At 56.9% G+C, this 17,351-nt stretch carries 15 protein-coding genes and 1 tRNA gene; 5 read left to right on the plus strand and 11 right to left on the minus strand.

The genetic code is table 11. From position 1 onward, the window contains the following. Positions 1 to 3: 3 nt before the first annotated feature. The 3 genes from ACR0AW_RS02965 to ACR0AW_RS02975 are packed head-to-tail and all read right to left on the minus strand — an operon-like array spanning position 4 to position 1,628. Positions 4 to 306, minus strand: a complete 303-nt coding sequence (locus ACR0AW_RS02965; protein WP_170732274.1) for a putative quinol monooxygenase — start codon at positions 304 to 306, stop codon at positions 4 to 6. Positions 307 to 333: 27 nt separating this feature from the next. Continuing rightward, on the minus strand, positions 334 to 999 hold the full coding sequence (locus ACR0AW_RS02970) for an alpha/beta fold hydrolase (RefSeq protein ID WP_170392997.1): 666 nt from the start codon (positions 997 to 999) through the stop codon (positions 334 to 336). Continuing rightward, positions 996 to 1,628 carry a DNA-3-methyladenine glycosylase family protein gene (locus ACR0AW_RS02975; protein WP_170392996.1) on the minus strand — a complete coding sequence of 211 codons (633 nt, stop codon included), beginning with the start codon at positions 1,626 to 1,628 and terminating at the stop codon, positions 996 to 998. Before ACR0AW_RS02975 ends, ACR0AW_RS02970 begins: the two co-directional genes overlap by 4 nt. A gap of 98 nt (positions 1,629 to 1,726) precedes the next feature. Here ACR0AW_RS02975 and ACR0AW_RS02980 point away from each other — a divergent pair, with 98 nt between their 5' ends. Continuing rightward, complete coding sequence (locus ACR0AW_RS02980; protein ID WP_170732276.1) at positions 1,727 to 2,953, plus strand: MFS transporter; 1,227 nt, start codon at positions 1,727 to 1,729, stop codon at positions 2,951 to 2,953. Between the two features lie 2 nt (positions 2,954 to 2,955). Here ACR0AW_RS02980 and ACR0AW_RS02985 read toward each other — a convergent pair whose 3' ends face one another. From ACR0AW_RS02985 to cysS, 3 genes are all read right to left on the minus strand, one after another. Beyond that, positions 2,956 to 3,732: a squalene/phytoene synthase family protein gene (locus ACR0AW_RS02985; RefSeq protein ID WP_170732278.1), complete on the minus strand. Its 777-nt coding sequence runs from the start codon at positions 3,730 to 3,732 to the stop codon at positions 2,956 to 2,958. Position 3,733: 1 nt separating this feature from the next. Further along, positions 3,734 to 5,368: a citramalate synthase gene (gene cimA / locus ACR0AW_RS02990; RefSeq protein WP_170732280.1), complete on the minus strand. Its 1,635-nt coding sequence runs from the start codon at positions 5,366 to 5,368 to the stop codon at positions 3,734 to 3,736. Between the two features lie 70 nt (positions 5,369 to 5,438). Next, the gene (cysS, locus tag ACR0AW_RS02995) at positions 5,439 to 7,019 is read right to left on the minus strand and encodes a cysteine--tRNA ligase (protein ID WP_170732282.1); all 1,581 of its coding nucleotides are present in this window, start codon (positions 7,017 to 7,019) and stop codon (positions 5,439 to 5,441) included. Positions 7,020 to 7,237: 218 nt separating this feature from the next. Here cysS and ACR0AW_RS03000 point away from each other — a divergent pair, with 218 nt between their 5' ends. Beyond that, positions 7,238 to 7,582: an MmcQ/YjbR family DNA-binding protein gene (locus tag ACR0AW_RS03000; RefSeq protein ID WP_170392991.1), complete on the plus strand. Its 345-nt coding sequence runs from the start codon at positions 7,238 to 7,240 to the stop codon at positions 7,580 to 7,582. Positions 7,583 to 7,639: 57 nt separating this feature from the next. Beyond that, the gene (locus ACR0AW_RS03005) at positions 7,640 to 8,815 is read left to right on the plus strand and encodes a pyridoxal phosphate-dependent aminotransferase (protein WP_170732284.1); all 1,176 of its coding nucleotides are present in this window, start codon (positions 7,640 to 7,642) and stop codon (positions 8,813 to 8,815) included. 17 nt (positions 8,816 to 8,832) lie between these two features. On the opposite strand, the gene ACR0AW_RS03010 is transcribed toward ACR0AW_RS03005, so the two are convergent. Next, positions 8,833 to 9,351, minus strand: coding sequence for an outer membrane beta-barrel protein (locus ACR0AW_RS03010; protein WP_170510161.1), 519 nt, complete (start codon positions 9,349 to 9,351; stop codon positions 8,833 to 8,835). Between the two features lie 413 nt (positions 9,352 to 9,764). Here ACR0AW_RS03010 and ACR0AW_RS03015 point away from each other — a divergent pair, with 413 nt between their 5' ends. After that, positions 9,765 to 11,309: a trimethylamine methyltransferase family protein gene (locus ACR0AW_RS03015; protein WP_170421793.1), complete on the plus strand. Its 1,545-nt coding sequence runs from the start codon at positions 9,765 to 9,767 to the stop codon at positions 11,307 to 11,309. 54 nt (positions 11,310 to 11,363) lie between these two features. Here the strand turns inward: ACR0AW_RS03015 and ACR0AW_RS03020 are convergent, their stop codons facing one another. Both ACR0AW_RS03020 and ACR0AW_RS03025 read right to left on the minus strand, forming a co-directional pair. Next, entirely contained in the window at positions 11,364 to 11,609 is a 246-nt protein-coding gene (locus tag ACR0AW_RS03020; RefSeq protein ID WP_170509731.1) for a CREC-EF hand family protein, read from the minus strand. 543 nt (positions 11,610 to 12,152) lie between these two features. Beyond that, a complete protein-coding gene (locus tag ACR0AW_RS03025; RefSeq protein WP_170732286.1) occupies positions 12,153 to 15,770 on the minus strand; it encodes a vitamin B12-dependent ribonucleotide reductase in 3,618 nt (1,205 codons plus the stop codon). Positions 15,771 to 16,314: 544 nt separating this feature from the next. Between ACR0AW_RS03025 and ACR0AW_RS03030 the strand changes: the two genes are divergently transcribed. Next, positions 16,315 to 16,749: a hypothetical protein gene (locus ACR0AW_RS03030; protein WP_170392985.1), complete on the plus strand. Its 435-nt coding sequence runs from the start codon at positions 16,315 to 16,317 to the stop codon at positions 16,747 to 16,749. Positions 16,750 to 16,757: 8 nt separating this feature from the next. Here ACR0AW_RS03030 and ACR0AW_RS03035 read toward each other — a convergent pair. Together ACR0AW_RS03035 and ACR0AW_RS03040 are read right to left on the minus strand one after the other, a co-directional pair. Next, positions 16,758 to 16,834, minus strand: a tRNA-Pro gene (locus tag ACR0AW_RS03035). A 43-nt stretch (positions 16,835 to 16,877) separates the two neighbouring features. Further along, complete coding sequence (locus ACR0AW_RS03040; protein ID WP_170392984.1) at positions 16,878 to 17,345, minus strand: DUF192 domain-containing protein; 468 nt, start codon at positions 17,343 to 17,345, stop codon at positions 16,878 to 16,880. Between the last annotated feature and the right edge of the window lie 6 nt (positions 17,346 to 17,351).

Here is a 17,351-nt window from a genome sequence, read left to right on the forward strand (position 1 = left end):
CGATCAGCGAAGCGGCTGCTTTTCACCCCCGATCACACGGTAGATTTCACTAGAGACAACGCCGATTTCACCAAGTGCTGCCTGAAACGCAGCCATATGAGGGGTCGCGAAATGGGCCTCAAGCGCGGCCTGATCCTGCCATTCCTCATAGACCCGAAAGCGGGTCGCCTGACCCAGGATTTGACTGAATTCATAGATCAGGCATCCGGGTTCTTTCAGGGTTTCCGCAACCATCACCTGCGCAGCGGCAATGGCTTTCTCGACCCCTGCATCTGAAACTTCGACCACTCCTGTCACGATCAGCATCATGCTCTCCTTAGATCGCCCCGCAAGTCAGAGGCTCAACTTATCCCGCATGAAAGCCAGCGCAACACTCAAGCCATCCGGAGCAATCCCGTGGCCGGTGCCCTTCATTATATGGGCATAAACCTCTTTGAACCCGGCCGCCTGAAGTGCCTCAGCTGCTTCTGGCAACGATTGCGGCGGTACAACGTCATCAGCATCGCCATGCACCAGCAGGATCGGCATGCGACTTACGGTTTCGTCTGGCAGCAAATCAGGTTCCAGCAAACGGCCCGAGAACGCTACGATCCCGGCCACTGGGTCCTCGCGGCGCGGGGCTACATGTAAGCTCATCATCGTGCCCTGGCTGAAACCGAACAGCACTACCTGCTCTGGCAGGACATCCTCATCCACCATCAGCGCATCAAGGAACGCGTTGAAATCCTCAACTGCCATTTCCATACCCCGTCGGGCTTCCTCCTCGGATGAGCCATCAATCCACGGGATCGGGAACCACTGGAAACCGTTGGGCATACCGATGATCTGTTCAGGCGCGTCCGGAGCTACAAACAACGTATCCGGGAGATGCTCGCCCAACGGATCAGCCAGCCCCAAAAGATCGGCCCCGTTTGCACCATAACCATGCACAAACACCACAACCGAGCGTGTGTCGCCTGAAACCGGCTCTTTCCTGAGCGCGTTCAAAACCCGTGTCATCTGATCCCTTCTCTGTCTTTTGCGACCCGGTAATAGGCCCACAGCACCCGCGCCGCAACCGATCGCCACGGCGACCATGCTTCAGCCATCTGGCGTAACTCTTTGTCTTTTGGTCGTTCTGGCAATTCATAGAGGATGCGTGCAGCTTCCTGTAAGGCCAGATCGCCCGGTGCAATCACATCGGCGCGACCCAGCGAAAACATCGCATAAATCTCGGCAGTCCAGACACCGATTCCCGGTACCTCGGTCAGAATTGCGACCACTTCGTCATCTGGCGCATCACGCAACGCTTTGTAATCGATCCGCGCCTCAGCCAAGGCGCGGGCATAGCGAATTTTCTGACGGCTGAGACCCACAGCGCGCAGATCATCATCAGTGGCCCACATAATCTTGCGCGGACCGGTCAGTTTTGCGTCCTGCAGCCTCTTCCAGATTGCGTTTGCCGAGGCCACGCTGACCTGCTGACTGACAATCGCGCTGAGCAATTGGGCGAACCCGTCAGGCTTGCGCCTGAGTGGCAGGGGTCCGGTTTGCTCCATCGCATAAGCCATCCGGGGGCAAGCCTCAGCCAACCACTCGGCCCCTTCGGTAACGCAGTCCGGTGTTTCGATGATGCGTCCGACGGACATGCGCTCTCCGATAAGTGATCCTTGTCCGCACGTTAGGCGGATGTGCCGCATATGCAACCCGCTTGTGCCAAGTCTCAATCGTAGATAACCATTCGCCCATGACAATGATCGCTGCCACCCCTGACGATAGTCAGGCCAAACGCAACGTCGCCGTTTTGGTGGCAGCACAGGCAATCCTGGGTGCACAGATGCCCATGATGTTCATCGTCGGCGGGCTGGCAGGCCAATCGCTGGCCAGCAACGCTTGCCTTGCGACGCTGCCGATTTCACTGATCGTTCTGGGTTCAATGCTGGCGGCAACGCCGATTTCAGCCATCATGCAACGCTGGGGACGCCGTGCCGGGTTTCTTGTGGGATCAACCGCAGGTGCCGCAGGGGGCGTTATCGGGGCTTACGGCCTTTATCTCGGCTCGTTCCCGATCTTCCTGATCGGCAGCTTCCTGACCGGCATATACATGAGCGCACATGGCTTTTATCGCTTTGCAGCGGCTGACACTGCATCGGATGCTTTCCGGCCCAAGGCGATCTCATACGTCATGGCCGGAGGGCTTGCGGCGGCGATCATCGGCCCTCAGATCGTCAAGCTGACTTCGCAAGCGTATGTGGTCCCGTTTTTGGGCACTTATCTGGCGGTGATCGCGATCAACGTAATCGGCTCAGCCCTGTTCTTCTTTCTCGACATCCCTACTCCGCCGAAACCGACCGAAGATGAACCCAAAGGTCGCACACGGATGGAGTTGCTGAAAACTCCACGCATCGCAGTAGCGATCATCTGCGCAATGGTTTCCTACGCGCTGATGAACCTTGTAATGACGTCTACACCTTTGGCCGTCGTCGGGTGCGGATATACCGAAGGTGATGCCGCGGATATCGTCACCAGCCACGTACTGGCGATGTACATTCCCAGCTTCTTCACCGGCCACCTGATCGCGCGGTTTGGGGTCGAAAAGATCGTAGCTCTCGGTTTGGCAATCCTTGGCGGCGCGGGCATTGTCGCCCTGCAAGGTGTTGATATAGGTAACTTTTTCGTCGCCCTGATCCTGCTGGGCATCGGATGGAACTTTGGCTTCATTGGCGCCACCAGCATGTTGGCAGACTCGCATGAAGTGCACGAACGCGGTCGAATGCAGGGCCTGAATGACTTGCTGGTGTTTGGCGGCGTGACCTTTGCCTCGCTTGCCTCTGGCGGATTGATGAACTGCTCGGGCGGCTCAGCGGTCGAGGGTTGGACGGCCGTAAACCTCGCCATGATCCCGCTGCTGACCCTTGCGGGTGGCGCACTGCTATGGTTGGTTCTGAGACCTTCAGATCCCCAGACGGCCTGACCCTACCAACGACCGGTCGCTGCCGTTTTCATCAGGGTAAACCGACGTCGGATTTCACCCTGAGCCAACGCACCTGCGGCCACCCGGTCCGGTCTGGCCAATGCAGTCCGCAACACCCATTCCGTCTGCCACCCCGCATAGAGCGCAGGCCGTGCTTGTGCCGAGACCTCGTTGCGGGCGGACCGCGCCTGCGCCAATCGGTCCAAAGCCTTCTGCGCCAGCGCCCGAACCCCGTCATGGGTTCCGTCCAGCAAAGGAATGCGCCCACGTGCCTCAAGCTCGGGAATTGCGCGCAGCCAATTCGCGATCCCCGCTGCATATCCGAAATCACGCAGAACAGTTTCATCCGCCGAACCCAAAGCCTGCGCCGACACCACCATTAATGTTCCAGCGCTATGGGCAATATAGGCGTCAAAATGCGCCTCATCCTCGAACGGATCACGATAGATATCCCAACGCCTTACGGCCACATATTCATCCAGCAGCGCTGCCAGATGCGGAGAAATCACGCGCGACACAGGTGTGACAACCTCGTGCCGACGAACAGATGGACCTTCGGCAATCTCTTGCAAGGCATCGCGCCACCATTGCAGCCGCATCTCGGCGATCATGCTCTCTTGCGTCACCCACGGGGCACGGGCCACCTCGACGTTCAGCGCATAAATCGGGAACAAAACTGCCCGTGCCTCAACTGGTGCGGCCATGGCAGCCATAAAGCGATCGGGATCGGCCCGATGAACCAGCGCAGCACAAGCCTTGATGTCGTCGTCGAACTCCACCTTATTCGGCGGCCGCTGACCGCGGTGCGCAATCGCTCACCAGTTTCCACTGAATCGCATCCAGTAGCGCTTCGAACGAGGCATCAATTATGTTCGCACTCACCCCAACCGTAGACCAGCGCCGCCCTTGCCCGTCTTCGCTGTCAATGATCACGCGCGTGACCGCCTCAGTCCCGCCTTGCGTGATACGCACCTTGAAGTCGACCAGCCGCATATCCGACAGTATCTGCGAATACTGCCCCAAATCCTTGGCCAGAGCCTTCGCCAGCGCGTTTACCGGACCACGATCACTGCCGCTTTCATCCAGCGACTCACTTACCGACAGCTTCTTCTCGCCATCCACTTTCACAACAACAACCGCTTCGGACAGGCTGACCATCTTGTTGTATTTGTTCTTCCGGCGCTCAACGGTCACCTTATAGCGCTTGACCTCAAAGAATTCGGGCAATTGCCCCAGCTCATCCCGCGCCAGCAGCTCAAAACTAGCCTGCGCGGTGTCGTAGGAATACCCCTCGGCCTCGCGCAGTTTTATCCGCTCAAGGATACGTCCCAACGCCGGATCGCCCGCTTCTACGGCCAATCCCGCATCGGTCAGACGTTTGCGCAGGTTCGATTGCCCAGCCTGGTTCGACATCGGAATGATGCGCGCATTTCCAACACTTGCCGGATCGATATGCTCATAGGTTGTCGGGTCCTTGAGGATCGCGCTGGCATGCAGCCCGGCCTTATGCGCAAAAGCCGACGCGCCCACATAGGCGCTCTGCTTGCTGGGCACTCGGTTCAGGATATCATCCAGCATCCGGCTGATGCGCGTCAGCCTGGCCAGCGCCTCGGGCATCACTCCGATTTCATAGCACGAGGCATAGGGTTCTTTCAGCATCAGCGTTGGGATCAAAGCGGTCAGGTTGGCATTGCCACAGCGCTCTCCCAACCCATTCAACGTACCTTGAATCTGCCGCGCCCCAGCATCGACTGCAGCCAGCGAGCACGCCACTGCGTTCTCGGTGTCGTTATGCGTATGAATGCCCAGCCGATCCCCCGGCAGACCGGCCGCAATCACCTCGGATACGATCCGCCCGACCTCTGCCGGTAGCGCACCTCCATTGGTATCGCACAGAACCACCCACCGTGCCCCTGCATCGAGCGCAGCGCGGCAGACTTCAACCGCATATTCCGGGTTGTCCTTGTAGCCATCAAAAAAATGCTCGGCATCAAACAGAGCCTCCTGCCCCTGCGCCACGATATGCGCGACCGAGGCGCGAACGTTCTCGGTGTTTTCCTCCAGCGTGATACCAAGTGCGTGGGTCACGTGGTAATCGTGCGATTTCCCAACCAGACAAACGCCTGGTGTTCCCGCGTTCATTACAGCCGCCAGAACGTCATCATTCTCAGCCGACCTGCCCGAGCGTTTGGTCATTCCAAACGCCGTAATACAGGCCGACGTCTCAGGCGCGCTCTCAAAAAACGCACTGTCGGTCGGGTTCGCTCCGGGCCAACCCCCTTCGATGTAATCAATCCCCAGCGAATCCAACGCCTGCGCAATCTGCACCTTCTCGGTAGTCGAAAACTGCACACCCTGAGTCTGCTGCCCATCACGCAGCGTGGTGTCATAGAGGTAGAGGCGTTCTTTGGTCATTTGTTTGGCTCTTTGGCTAGGCTCGAAGGCACCCGTTCACAAACTGTGAACGAGAACTTTGAGTTAATACTTACGTCTTCGCGAGCAGGTCATTGAAACTCCGTTCTCCAAGCGCGCGCGCATCTTTCAACTGCCTAATCGTCTGGCCTAGTAGATCGTCCTTGCTCCGCTGGAATGCTTCTTCTGTCACGACACCGTCGGGGGTCCTAGTTGAAACGACTGTTAATACGTTAAGAAGTTCCCAATCGTAACCGTCTTTTGTGTCCTTCACTTTGAAACCTATTTCGCTCAAGACTTTGTCTCTCAGATCAGTTCTCAGATCAAAAATGTTTCCCGCGACCTCTTTTTCCCCAGCTTTGATTAGACCTTTCGCTTCACTTTTTATGTTGGTTAGCAAAGCCTCCCAGAGTTCGATTTCTTCCGAGAAATCTCCAACTTGAAGTTTATCGCGGTCATTAATCCATACACTCAAATCACTTGTCAGCAGCCCTAGCAACTGCCCACTCGCCAACAAACCAGCGGCGTCTCCGTCCGCCGCCAGGCGATGCAGTTCCGCGATGGCACCTGCCGTGTTCAAATCGTCCGAAAGCGCATCGATAACCGCAGGTGCTGCGGTGGCGGCGGGCTCGATGCCCGCTGTCAGCGCCCGCCACTTGCGCAATGTTGCCTCGGCTTCGCGCGCTTTTTTCTCGGTCCAGTCCATCGGCTTGCGATAATGGGTCTGCAGGAATACAAATCGGATCACCTCACCCGGCACGCCCTGTTCCAGCAGGTCGTGCACAGTGAAGAAGTTGCCCAGCGATTTGGACATCTTCTTGCCCTCGACCTGTAGCATCTCATTATGCATCCAGACACGCGCGAATTCGCCATGCGGGTGGGCACATTTGCTCTGAGCAATCTCGTTCTCGTGGTGCGGGAACATCAGATCGTTGCCGCCACCGTGAATATCAAAGCTCTCGCCCAGCAATTCATAGCTCATGGCCGAGCATTCGATATGCCACCCCGGACGCCCCCGGCCCCATGGGCTGTCCCAGCCGGGCAACTCATCGGTCGACGGCTTCCACAGCACAAAATCCATCGGGTTCTTCTTGTAAGGCGCGACCTCGACCCGCGCCCCGGCGATCATGTCATCAACCGACCGCCCCGACAGCGCACCATAGTGTTCCTTCCAGCTGTCCACCGCGAACAACACGTGACCCTCGGCAGCATAAGCGTGCCCCTCGGCCATCAGGTCTTCGATCATCGCAATCATCTGCGCGATATACTCTGTGGCGCGCGGCATCGCGTTGGGTTCCAACGCCCCCAGCGCGCCCATGTCGTGCAGATACCAGCCGATGGTTTCGTCCGAACGTTCCTGCACCAACTGTTCCAAAGACCCGTCAGCCCCAGCCTTCTTGCGCGACAATGCGGTGGCGTTGATCTTGTCATCCACGTCGGTGAAATTGCGCACATAGGTCACGTGATCAGCACCGTATACATGCCGCAACAAACGATAGAGCACGTCGAACACAACCACAGGCCGTGCGTTCCCCAGATGCGCCCGATCATAGACCGTCGGACCACAGACATACATCCGCACATTATCGGGATCGATCGGCACGAAATCCTCTTTCGTCCGAGTCCTTGTGTTGTGCAGTTTGATCGTCGTCATCGGGTCGTGCTCCTGAAACAGCATATACGTCACGCGTTGGCGCGGGCTTAGCAACTTGTCTCAGAGATGAAAACGAAAGAAACCGGCCCGCTTGAGAAATCAGCAGGTAATGCAGCAGATAATGATGCAAGTTTTCCGGTTCATGCGCTTTGCCTAGCACGGGATTGATGCTGAGCCAAGCCTTGAGTTTCAACCTCCACAGAGGCAGTCTGCCCACCATGACCCGTGATTACGTCAATTCCGTATGCGCAGACCTGCCCGGTGCCGAACTTTCGGACCCTTGGGGTGGCGGCCACGACGCATGGAAAGTTGGCGGCAAGATGTTCGCCTGCGTCGGCTCGGTCGGGGATGGTGTATCGGTCAAGACTCCCGACATTGAGACCGCGCAGATGCTGATCGACGCAGGGATTGGCACCAAGGCCCCGTATTTTCACCGCAGCTGGGTTCGCCTGCCGTGGGAAACTGACGCCGACGAGATGCAACATCGCCTGATCACCTCATACGATATCATCCGTGCATCGCTGACCAAGAAGATACAGGCGAGTTTGCCGCCGCGAAGCTGATTGACAAAATTGCTGTGCTTTGCCCCATTCGGCGTCATAGCCGGTCGGGAGAATCCCTTGAAACTATCGCATCGCATTACGCATCTGACCGAGGGTGGATCAGACGGCTGGGAGGTGTTCATCCGCGCGCGTCGGATGATTGCCGAAGGCCATGCCGTTACCGAGTTGACGATCGGCGAGCATGACATTCGGACCGATCAGTCAATATTGTCGGCCATGGAAAGTTCGGCCCGCAGCGGGCACACAGGATACGCGATGGTTCCGGGCACTGATCTGCTGCGTGATACTGTGGCCGCCCGTGTCCAAATGCGAACGGGTGTAGCGACCACTCGCAACAATGTCATAATAACCCCCGGCGGTCAGGCCGCGTTGTTTGCGGCGCACACCGCGCTTTGCGATCCGGGCGATATCGCGCTCTACCTGGATCCGTATTATGCCACCTACCCCGGCACGATCCGTGGCGTTGGAGCGGAAGCCAAACGCATAGAAACACGCGCCGAAGATTTGTTCCAACCTCGTGCTTCCGATATCGATGGCGCGGCAGGCGGGGCGGTGTCGCTGCTGATAAACTCCCCAAACAATCCAACTGGTGTGGTCTATTCCGCCGAAACACTTTCTGCCATCGCCGAGGTTTGTCAGCGCCGCGATCTATGGCTGATTTCCGATGAAGTCTACGATACGCAGGTTTGGGAGGGTGAACACCTGTCACCTCGCGCTCTACCCGGCATGGCTGAGCGCACTCTGGTCGTGGGTTCAATGTCGAAATCTCATGCCATGACTGGCTCGCGGTGTGGGTGGATCGTTGCTCCGGAAGGCGTGATCGACCACCTGATCAACTTGGCAACACACACAACCTATGGTGTGCCCGGCTTTATACAGGATGCGGCCAACTATGCGCTGAGCGTGGGACAACCTCTCGAAGACAAAATCGCCGCGCCGTTTCGCCGCCGCCGCGCTCTGGCGATTGAAGTGCTGGCTGCGCAGCAGGTCGTCACCTTAATACCGGCGCAAGGCGCGATGTATCTGATGCTGGATATCCGGGCTACGGGTCTTAGCGGCGATGTGTTCGCAAATGCGCTGCTGGACACGCATGCCATCGCTGTGATGCCCGGTGAGAGCTTTGGTTCTGCCGCCGCAGGTCACATCCGCGTGGCCATGACAATCGATGACGAGAAATTCGTCACATCGCTACAGACCCTATGCGAATTTGCCGCTCAATTGGCAGAGGGATGACAATCGACCACCGAGTTTCAGAAGCGGAATGTGGTGCGCAAGTTGAACACATTTGCGTCGAGGCTTCGACCAGACTCCGGTATATCATCGAAGTTCTGCCGCAGCGCTTCGCCACTGATTACAAACCGTTCGCCAAGCGGATAGGCAACACCGATCCCGTAAACGGCTGCCGTATCACTGTCACCCGACGTACTGGCCCGCGCGGTTCCCAAGACAACATAGCCAAGGGCTGATCCAAAATCGTAGCCGCCGCGCAACTTCAATCGCGACATACTATCAAGGCTTCCTTCGGATTGTCCCAGATCAAGATTCAGGCGGTTATATTCCAACTCACCGCCAAGCACGAAATTTCCAAAATCATAGTCGTATCCGATCAGCGGGCCAAAACTGCCCCCGCTTCCGCCTGCCCCTCCGGACCCATCAACATCTGCATAACCAAAGCTGAAACCAGCGTACGCGCCTGTCCAGTCTTCTGCCACAACCTGCCCTGCACCTGTTATCAGTGCTGCGGCGAGTGCGGCCAGTAATGACTTCATGCAGACCTCCAAACATCCGTTGCCGGTTTGGGCGCATCCCCGAGGCAGCGATCTGCTGATCAGCCAACCCCAGTATTTACTTAAACCTAAGGTACAAATCCAAATAACTACGTGCAGATTAACAGATTCTTACCGCAATTGGAAAAAAACATTTAGTCACGAGGATTTGCGCCCAGTTCATTTTGACTGATGGCCCAATAAAACTAGTCCAAAGTCGCAAACAGAACAGATTGTCCAAAAGTGCATTGAAACAATGGGCGCATCAGACTGAGGAAGTTGATGCATAACGAAGTTTGGAAAATTCGGCTGGTCAGCCGCACCATTGGTGCGGATCGCGGTCGTGCGGCACGAGGACGGCCAGCACTGGTCTAGGTACACTCACCCACATCGTACTTTTTTGACCGGACACACACATGAACGAACAAACCCGAAACTCATCCCGCAGCGGTGGCCGCGCCGCGCGTCGTGCCGCCCGTGCGTCAGCTCTTCCGGAACATCTTCGCCCGATTCGGCCTGGTATGGAGGGCGGAACCCTGAAGGTTCTGACCCAAGCACAGATCGAACGCATCCACGAGGCCGCTCTGACCGCTCTGGAAACCATCGGCCTTGCTGATGCGCCACAAAGTGGGATCGACTATCTCGTGGCTGCGGGATGCACCTTGGGCGACGATGGCCGCATCCGCTTTCCGCGTGCATTGGTCGAGGACACAATCGCCAAGGCCAACCGCTCGATCACGCTACACAGCCGGGATGGCAAGTCGGATTTGGAGCTATCAGGGACACGCGTCCATTATGGCACCGCAGGCGCAGCGGTCAGCATGGTCGACGTGCATGGGCAGGAATATCGCGACTCGACCCTGCAGGACCTGCATGACGCGACTCGCATCTGTGAACAGCTTGAAAACATTCACTTTGTTCAACGCCCCATGGTGTGCCGAGATATCGCCGACAACCTTGAGATGGATCTGAACACGGTCTACGCCACCACCTCAGGCACTTTCAAACATATCGGTACGTCGTTCACGGAGCCCAGCCATGTGGCCCCCGCCATCGAGATGCTGCACATGATCGCGGGCGGAGAGGACAAGTGGCGCGAGCGGCCCTTCATGTCCAATTCCAACTGCTTCGTTGTGCCTCCGATGAAATTCGCCACCGAAAGCTGCGAGGTGATGGAAGAATGCATCAAGGCCGGAATGCCGGTTTTGTTGCTTTCTGCGGGCATGGCAGGAGCTACCGCACCCTCGACCGTTGCCGGAGCGATCACACAAGCCACCGCCGAATGTCTGGCGGGTTTGGTTTATGTAAACGCCGTAAAGCCCGGTGCTCCCGCGATTTTTGGCACTTGGCCTTTTGGTCTGGACCTGCGCACGGGTGCAATGTCCATCGGCTCGGGTGAACAAGCTCTGCTAACCGCTGGCTGCGCGCAAATGCACCAGTTCTACGATCTGCCCGGTGGTGCCGCAGCTGGTGCATCGGACGCGAAATTGCCCGACATGCAGGCCGGTTGGGAACAAATGTGTTCGAACGTCATGGCTGGGCTGTCAGGCCTGAACATGGTGTATGAAGCCGCAGGCATGCATGCCTCGTTGCTGGGGTTCTGCCACGAGAGCCTGATCCTGAGCGATGACCTGATCGGACAGGCACAGCGCTGTGTGCGCGGAATCGAGGTAACGGACGAGACGCTGGCACTGGATCAGATGGCCGAAGTCTGCATGGGTGGTCCTGGGCATTATCTTGGCACCGATGCGACGCTAGGCCGTATGCAGGCAGATTACGTCTATCCTACCTTTGGTGACCGATCATCTCCGAAGGAATGGGTTGAGCTTGGCAAACCAGATCTGATCGAAAAGGCAGTGAAGCGGAAGGAAGAGATCCTCGCCGTGCCTTCCCCGGCCAGATTCGACCCGCTTCTGGACGCGGAAATTCGTGGCAAATTCAACATTTACTTACCCGCGTAAGACACTGAAAAATAAGCGGCCCGGAGCTTCCGGGCCGCCAGTATTCCTGCTTGATCAGCCGTTGGACGGCGGCAGCAGGCCCGCTTGTTCAGCGATGGTGATCTCATCCTGATCCAGCGCACCGTCGCCGTTTGCGTCCATCTGCGCAAAGCCTTCGGCATCAACGTCAGGCACGACGGCCTGAACTTCATCGATCGTCAGCACGCCGTCGCCGTTGGTATCGGCGGCGCTTTGGCCAACGGCCAATGTCGGCAGGCCAAGTGCGAAGGTTGAGATAAGGGCCATTATTTGCGGTTTCATGTTATGCCTCCTGATTGCGTTTTCTTGAGTGTTTGCGTCCGGACAAGCGCCAAAAAAAGGCCATCTTGAAAGCGTGTCACCCGCTCAGATTGATATGACCGCATTCGAGCCAATCTCTGCGTGTTTGACTGAGTCGCATTTGCGGAGGCTTGCCGGGCGAAATGGCCAGGACAGGTTTCGGCAACTCTTGCCCGATCCAAACAGGATGATCCGGCAATGCCCTGCTCAAATCCACGACTCGGGGTTGAAAAAAGAAAGGGGGCCGAAGCCCCCTGTCAGTTTCGCCTTCCAGGCTCATTTCGTTGACCGCCCGGTGTTTTTTTGCCTGCGGCCTGGACTGCGCATGGGACGAGCGCACCCGTCCCGTGAGAGAGTGGGAGGGAGCAAATATTCCGCCCCACCCTGTTCCCGGCCGACACGGGCATGTCGGCCGAGTGAAACAAGGCATCGATGGTAAGTCTCAGCGCCTTGCTTCGTATTCGTCGGGGCCGGTTACTGTGGCAGCATCCGACCCCTGCACCCCGGGTTGCCGGGGCGCTAAACTCAGCTACACCCGCTTGTCGCGCCGCAGGTGTTGCATTTCATGCAGGTGCCGTTGCGCACCAGCGTGTAGTTTCCGCATTCGCCGCAGGGATCGCCCTCGTACCCTTGCATCTTGGCTTTGGTACGGGCGTCCATTCCGGTCGCAACCGCCGTCTCAGCGGGTGCTTCGAATGTCGCTGCGGTTTCCGCCATACCCGTCACGTCAGCCTGTCCGCCATTGAAGACCATCAGGTCTTGCGGCAGTCGTTTGCGCAGATAGCCGGTTGAACTGATTTGTTTCAGCACTTCCAAGGATTTGGTCGCCGCGCTTTCACTGATTTCCGATACGTTGGACAGACCATCCTCTTCGCCGCGACCCAGATCGTCGAAGGTCGCACCTTCGGGTTTCACATGGGCCAGATCGGTGCGGTCCAGATAGGAGACGGCCAGTTCACGGAAGATATAATCCAAGATCGACGTCGCGTTCTTGATCGAGTCGTTGCCCTGCACCATCCCAGCCGGTTCGAACTTGGTGAAGGTGAACGCATCGACGAACTCTTCCAGCGGCACACCGTATTGCAGGCCGACCGACACGGCGATGGCAAAATTGTTCATCATCGCCCGGAAGCCAGCGCCTTCCTTGTGCATGTCGATGAAAATCTCGCCCAGCTTGCCGTCTTCGAATTCACCGGTGCGCAGATAGACCTTGTGGCCGCCCACGATCGCCTTCTGGGTATAACCCTTGCGGCGATGCGGCAGTTTCTCGCGGTGGCTGCGGATCATTTCCTTGACCACAACCTTCTCGATCACCTTCTCGGCCAGAACGACGGCTTTTTCTTGCGTCGAACCGCTTTCTAGTACTTCGGCTGCCTCATCGTCATCTTCGACCAGCGCCGCCGCCAGAGGCTGCGACAGTTTCGAGCCGTCGCGGTACAGCGCGTTCGCCTTCACACCCAGCGACCAGCTGAGTTCGTATGCCTTCTGGCAGTCCTCGATGGTCGCGTCATTGGGCATGTTGATCGTCTTCGAGATCGCGCCCGAGATAAAGCTTTGCGCTGCAGCCATCATGGTAATGTGGCTATCAACCCCAAGGAAACGCTTGCCTTTCTTGCCGCACGGGTTGGCGCAGTCGAAGATCGAATAGTGCTCTTCCTTCAGATGCGGCGCACCTTCCAGCGTCATGGTTCCGCAAACATGGTCGTTTGCCGCGTCGATATCCGCCTTGGTAAAGCCCAGATGGCGCAGCAGATCGAAGGTCGGGTCATTCAGCTTGGTCGCCGGGATGCCCAGAACACCGGTGCAGAAGTCCTCGCCCAGCGTCCACTGGTTGAAGACGAACCGGATGTCGAACGCGCTTTCCAGTGCGGCATCTACTTTTGCCAACTCGTTCGGGCCAAAACCATGACCGGTCAGCGAGGTGTGGTTGATCCCCGGCGCGTTGCCGATGGTGCCATGACCAACCGCATAACCCACGATCTCTTCAATCTGAGCCGAGGAATAGCCCAGCTTTTCCAGCGCCGAAGGCACCGAGCGGTTGATGATCTTGAAGTAACCACCGCCGGCCAGCTTCTTGAACTTGACCAGAGCAAAGTCCGGTTCGATCCCGGTCGTGTCGCAATCCATCACCAGACCGATGGTGCCAGTTGGTGCGATAACTGTGGCCTGCGCGTTGCGATAACCGTTCTTTTCGCCGAGGCTCAGCGCTTCATCCCAAGCTGACATGGCCAGATCGATCAAACGCTTATCCGGGCAATTGTCGTGATCCAGAGGCACCGGCTTAACAGCCAGTTTTTCATAACCATCGGTCACTCCTTGCGACGCACGACGGTGGTTGCGGATGACGCGCAGCATGTGGTCTGCGTTGCGCTCATATCCTTTGAACGGGCCAAGCTCGCCTGCAATCTCTGCCGAGGTCGCATAAGCCACACCGGTCATGATCGCGGTCAGCGCGCCACAGATCGAACGACCCTCATCCGAGTCATAGCTATAGCCCATGTTCATCAGCAGACCGCCAATGTTGGCATAACCCAGACCCAGCGTACGGAAATCGTAAGAGAGTTTCGCAATTTCCTTAGACGGGAACTGCGCCATGGTCACCGAGATTTCCAGCGTCAGCGTCCAAAGCCGCGAGGCGTGCATATAGTCCGCCGCCTGGAACTCACCGTCCTTGAAAAAGGTCAGCAAGTTCATCGACGCCAGGTTACAGGCAGTGTCATCGAGGAACATGTATTCCGAACACGGGTTCGAACCGCGGATTTCACCGTCTTCGGGGCAAGTGTGCCATTCGTTGACAGTATCATGGAACTGGATGCCAGGATCGGCACAGGCCCATGCGGCGTGGCCGACCTTTTCCCACAAATCACGAGCTTTGACTGTACGAGCAACCTTGCCGTCAGTGCGGTTGATCAGTTCCCAATCCGCGTCTTTTTCAACTGCGGTCAGGAACGCATTGGTCACCCGGATCGAGTTGTTCGAGTTTTGGCCCGAGACCGAGCTATAAGCCTCTGAATCCCAGTCCGTATCGTAGGTCGGGAATTCAATGCTATCGTGGCCCTGCTTGGCGTAGTCCAGAACGCGCTTGATGTAAGTTTCTGGGATCGCGACCTTTTTCGCTTTGCGAACCGCATTTTTCAGGGCGTCGTTTGCGTTTGGATCATAGGCATCATCGGCAGAGCCGTCCCAAGACCGGATGGCCTCGAAAATACCGTTCAGCATCTTCTCGTGCATCTTCGATCCGGCAACGATCGAGGCCACCTTCTGCTCTTCGATCACTTTCCATTCGATGAATTGCTCGATGTCCGGGTGATCTGCATCGACGATTACCATCTTTGCTGCTCGACGGGTTGTACCGCCTGATTTGATCGCGCCAGCGGCGCGGTCGCCGATCTTGAGAAATCCCATGAGGCCCGAAGACTTGCCGCCACCCGAAAGCGCTTCACCCTCTGCACGCAGATGGCTGAAGTTGGTTCCGGTGCCCGAGCCATACTTAAACAGGCGCGCCTCACGCACCCACAAGTCCATAATGCCGCCTTCGTTGACCAGATCATCGTCGACCGACTGGATGAAGCACGCATGCGGTTGCGGATGCTCATAAGCGGATTTCGATTTGGTTAGCTTGCCGGATTTGTAGTCAACATAGTGGTGCCCCTGCGCCGGGCCATCGATCCCATATGCCCAGTGCAGACCGGTGTTGAACCACTGCGGCGAGTTCGGAGCTGCGCGCTGGGTCGCCAGCATATAGCGCATCTCGTCAAAATAGGCGCTCGCGTCCTCTTCAGTCGAGAAATAGCCGCCCTTCCAGCCCCAATAAGCCCACGCGCCGGCCAGACGATCAAAAACCTGTTTCGATGAGGTTTCGCCATCAAATTCAGCATCTTCCGCAGGAACCGATCGCCACAGGAATTCGGGAACGTCCTTTTCCTTAACCTTCTTCAGTTTGGAAGGAACACCGGCCTTGCGGAAGTACTTCTGTGCGATGACATCGCTAGCCACCTGGCTCCATTTTGCAGGCACTTCGATCTCGTCCAGACGGAACACGATTGTGCCATCCGGATTGCGAATCTCGGATGTTGCGGACACAAAATCCAGATCGGCATATGCATCCTGTCCCGGTTTGGTGAATTTTCTTTCAATCTTCATGTCCGCTGCCCCAGCTTCGATCTGTCCAAATTTCAAGTCCCGGCACTAAATCTTGATGCTGCGGGGTGCCGCCCGCACTACCGACGAATTTGAGACGCAAGGGACCGGACGCTGCCTAGAACAGCGCAGAACCGCGAATACGGTCTACGTCATAGTGGTTTGCTTTCCGTCCCTCGCCCGATGCCTTTTCCGGTCATTGCCTACCAGATTTAGTGGCTCGTCTTTCGGCCCATACAATCTGACGTATATTCCCATAGTTGGTCAACGGGCTTTTTCGGTCATTTTTGGAATCTTTTAGCTTGACCTGTTTTGCTGAACCGGCGGAATTTCGCCGCATCGCGATTCCTCCACAGACATGTCCCGCACGACCAGCCCATTCCGCCTTGATGTGTCAGAGTGATTTCTCGTGTTTTCCGCCACAGTTAGAGGTCATTGATCAACCGATCCCGCGTTAAGGACATGTTCAGAGAATCATCGTCACGACATCGCAGCGCGTGCCATACTTGAAATCACACGACATTTCTGGATGGGAAATCTACTCTACATGCGTTTGATTTCATTGTTAACTATTGTGGCGCTAATCGTGTCCTGCACATCACAGGAAGCACCACCTGCATCTCGCAGCGCGCAATTCGACGGTTATCCGCAGAACCTTTTCAATTCCTTCAGGACCGACTGCGCGGGGCCGGGCGACAAGTATATCAAGACCACCGCAAGCATCTTTGAATGCCGCGAGACCTTGCCGCCCGAGGCAACGGCCTATTTGATTCTCAGCTTCAACGGCTATCCGCAGAACTTGCCGCAGATCGTAACGCGGCTGAGCTCGACCAAGAATCAGGCCGGGTATCGCGTGGACGCAGAGTTGTACTTTCTGGTTCCGCAGAAAGATGGTTCAACTCTTAGAATACCTATTGAAAGCAAAGATTTGGACAGGGATTTTTCCAAGCTCTACACCGATTATGGCGGAACGCCAGTGTAGAAGAAAAATGGTCGGGGCGGCAGGATTCGAACCTACGACCCCCTGTACCCAAAACAGGTGCGCTACCAGACTGCGCCACGCCCCGGACCGTGCGCCTTCCTAAACGTGCCGATCTGATTTGAAAAGCCCTAACAGGGCCAAATTGCAGGACCTTGCGAAAAAACTTCGTGGCGCATCTGCGATCCAGGCCGAATGGCGTAACGCTCGGCCAGGCCAGCGTTGATTTCCAGGACCGCATAAACCGAATCGCCGCCTTCGATTGGGCTCAGATCCCCCGGAATTGCACCTTCGTGCACACGCGTCACCGTGCCCGCGCGATCAACAAAGATCATATCAAGCGGAATCAGGGTATTCTTCATCCAGAACGCAACAGGTTGCGGCGGATCAAAAACAAACAACATTCCAGATCTGTTGGGCATGCTTTCGCGAAACATCAATCCGCGCGATCGCTCTTTCGGTGTGATGGCCAGCTCAACGTCGAAGCGAACCTCTGCCAGATCATTTCGAAGCTCGACACGATCCGGACGGCATTCAGCCCGCGCGATCCCGCCAATCAAAAAACTCAGGAGCGCCAGTACGAAAGCCGTTCTCATCATTCAGAA

It is taken from the genome of Ruegeria sp. C5 (genome assembly GCF_056537605.1).

Excerpts from the sequence above, each read along its gene's own strand:
- ACR0AW_RS02965 (WP_170732274.1), bottom strand. The coding sequence starts at position 306 with ATGCTGATCGTGACAGGAGTGGTCGAAGTTTCAGATGCAGGGGTCGAG.
- ACR0AW_RS02970 (WP_170392997.1), bottom strand. The coding sequence starts at position 999 with ATGACACGGGTTTTGAACGCGCTCAGGAAAGAGCCGGTTTCAGGCGAC.
- ACR0AW_RS02975 (WP_170392996.1), bottom strand. The coding sequence starts at position 1,628 with ATGTCCGTCGGACGCATCATCGAAACACCGGACTGCGTTACCGAAGGG.
- ACR0AW_RS02980 (WP_170732276.1), top strand. The coding sequence starts at position 1,727 with ATGACAATGATCGCTGCCACCCCTGACGATAGTCAGGCCAAACGCAAC.
- cimA (WP_170732280.1), bottom strand. The coding sequence starts at position 5,368 with ATGACCAAAGAACGCCTCTACCTCTATGACACCACGCTGCGTGATGGG.
- cysS (WP_170732282.1), bottom strand. The coding sequence starts at position 7,019 with ATGACGACGATCAAACTGCACAACACAAGGACTCGGACGAAAGAGGAT.
- ACR0AW_RS03000 (WP_170392991.1), top strand. The coding sequence starts at position 7,238 with ATGACCCGTGATTACGTCAATTCCGTATGCGCAGACCTGCCCGGTGCC.
- ACR0AW_RS03010 (WP_170510161.1), bottom strand. The coding sequence starts at position 9,351 with ATGAAGTCATTACTGGCCGCACTCGCCGCAGCACTGATAACAGGTGCA.
- ACR0AW_RS03015 (WP_170421793.1), top strand. The coding sequence starts at position 9,765 with ATGAACGAACAAACCCGAAACTCATCCCGCAGCGGTGGCCGCGCCGCG.
- ACR0AW_RS03020 (WP_170509731.1), bottom strand. The coding sequence starts at position 11,609 with ATGAAACCGCAAATAATGGCCCTTATCTCAACCTTCGCACTTGGCCTG.
- ACR0AW_RS03025 (WP_170732286.1), bottom strand. The coding sequence starts at position 15,770 with ATGAAGATTGAAAGAAAATTCACCAAACCGGGACAGGATGCATATGCC.
- ACR0AW_RS03030 (WP_170392985.1), top strand. The coding sequence starts at position 16,315 with ATGCGTTTGATTTCATTGTTAACTATTGTGGCGCTAATCGTGTCCTGC.
- ACR0AW_RS03040 (WP_170392984.1), bottom strand. The coding sequence starts at position 17,345 with ATGATGAGAACGGCTTTCGTACTGGCGCTCCTGAGTTTTTTGATTGGC.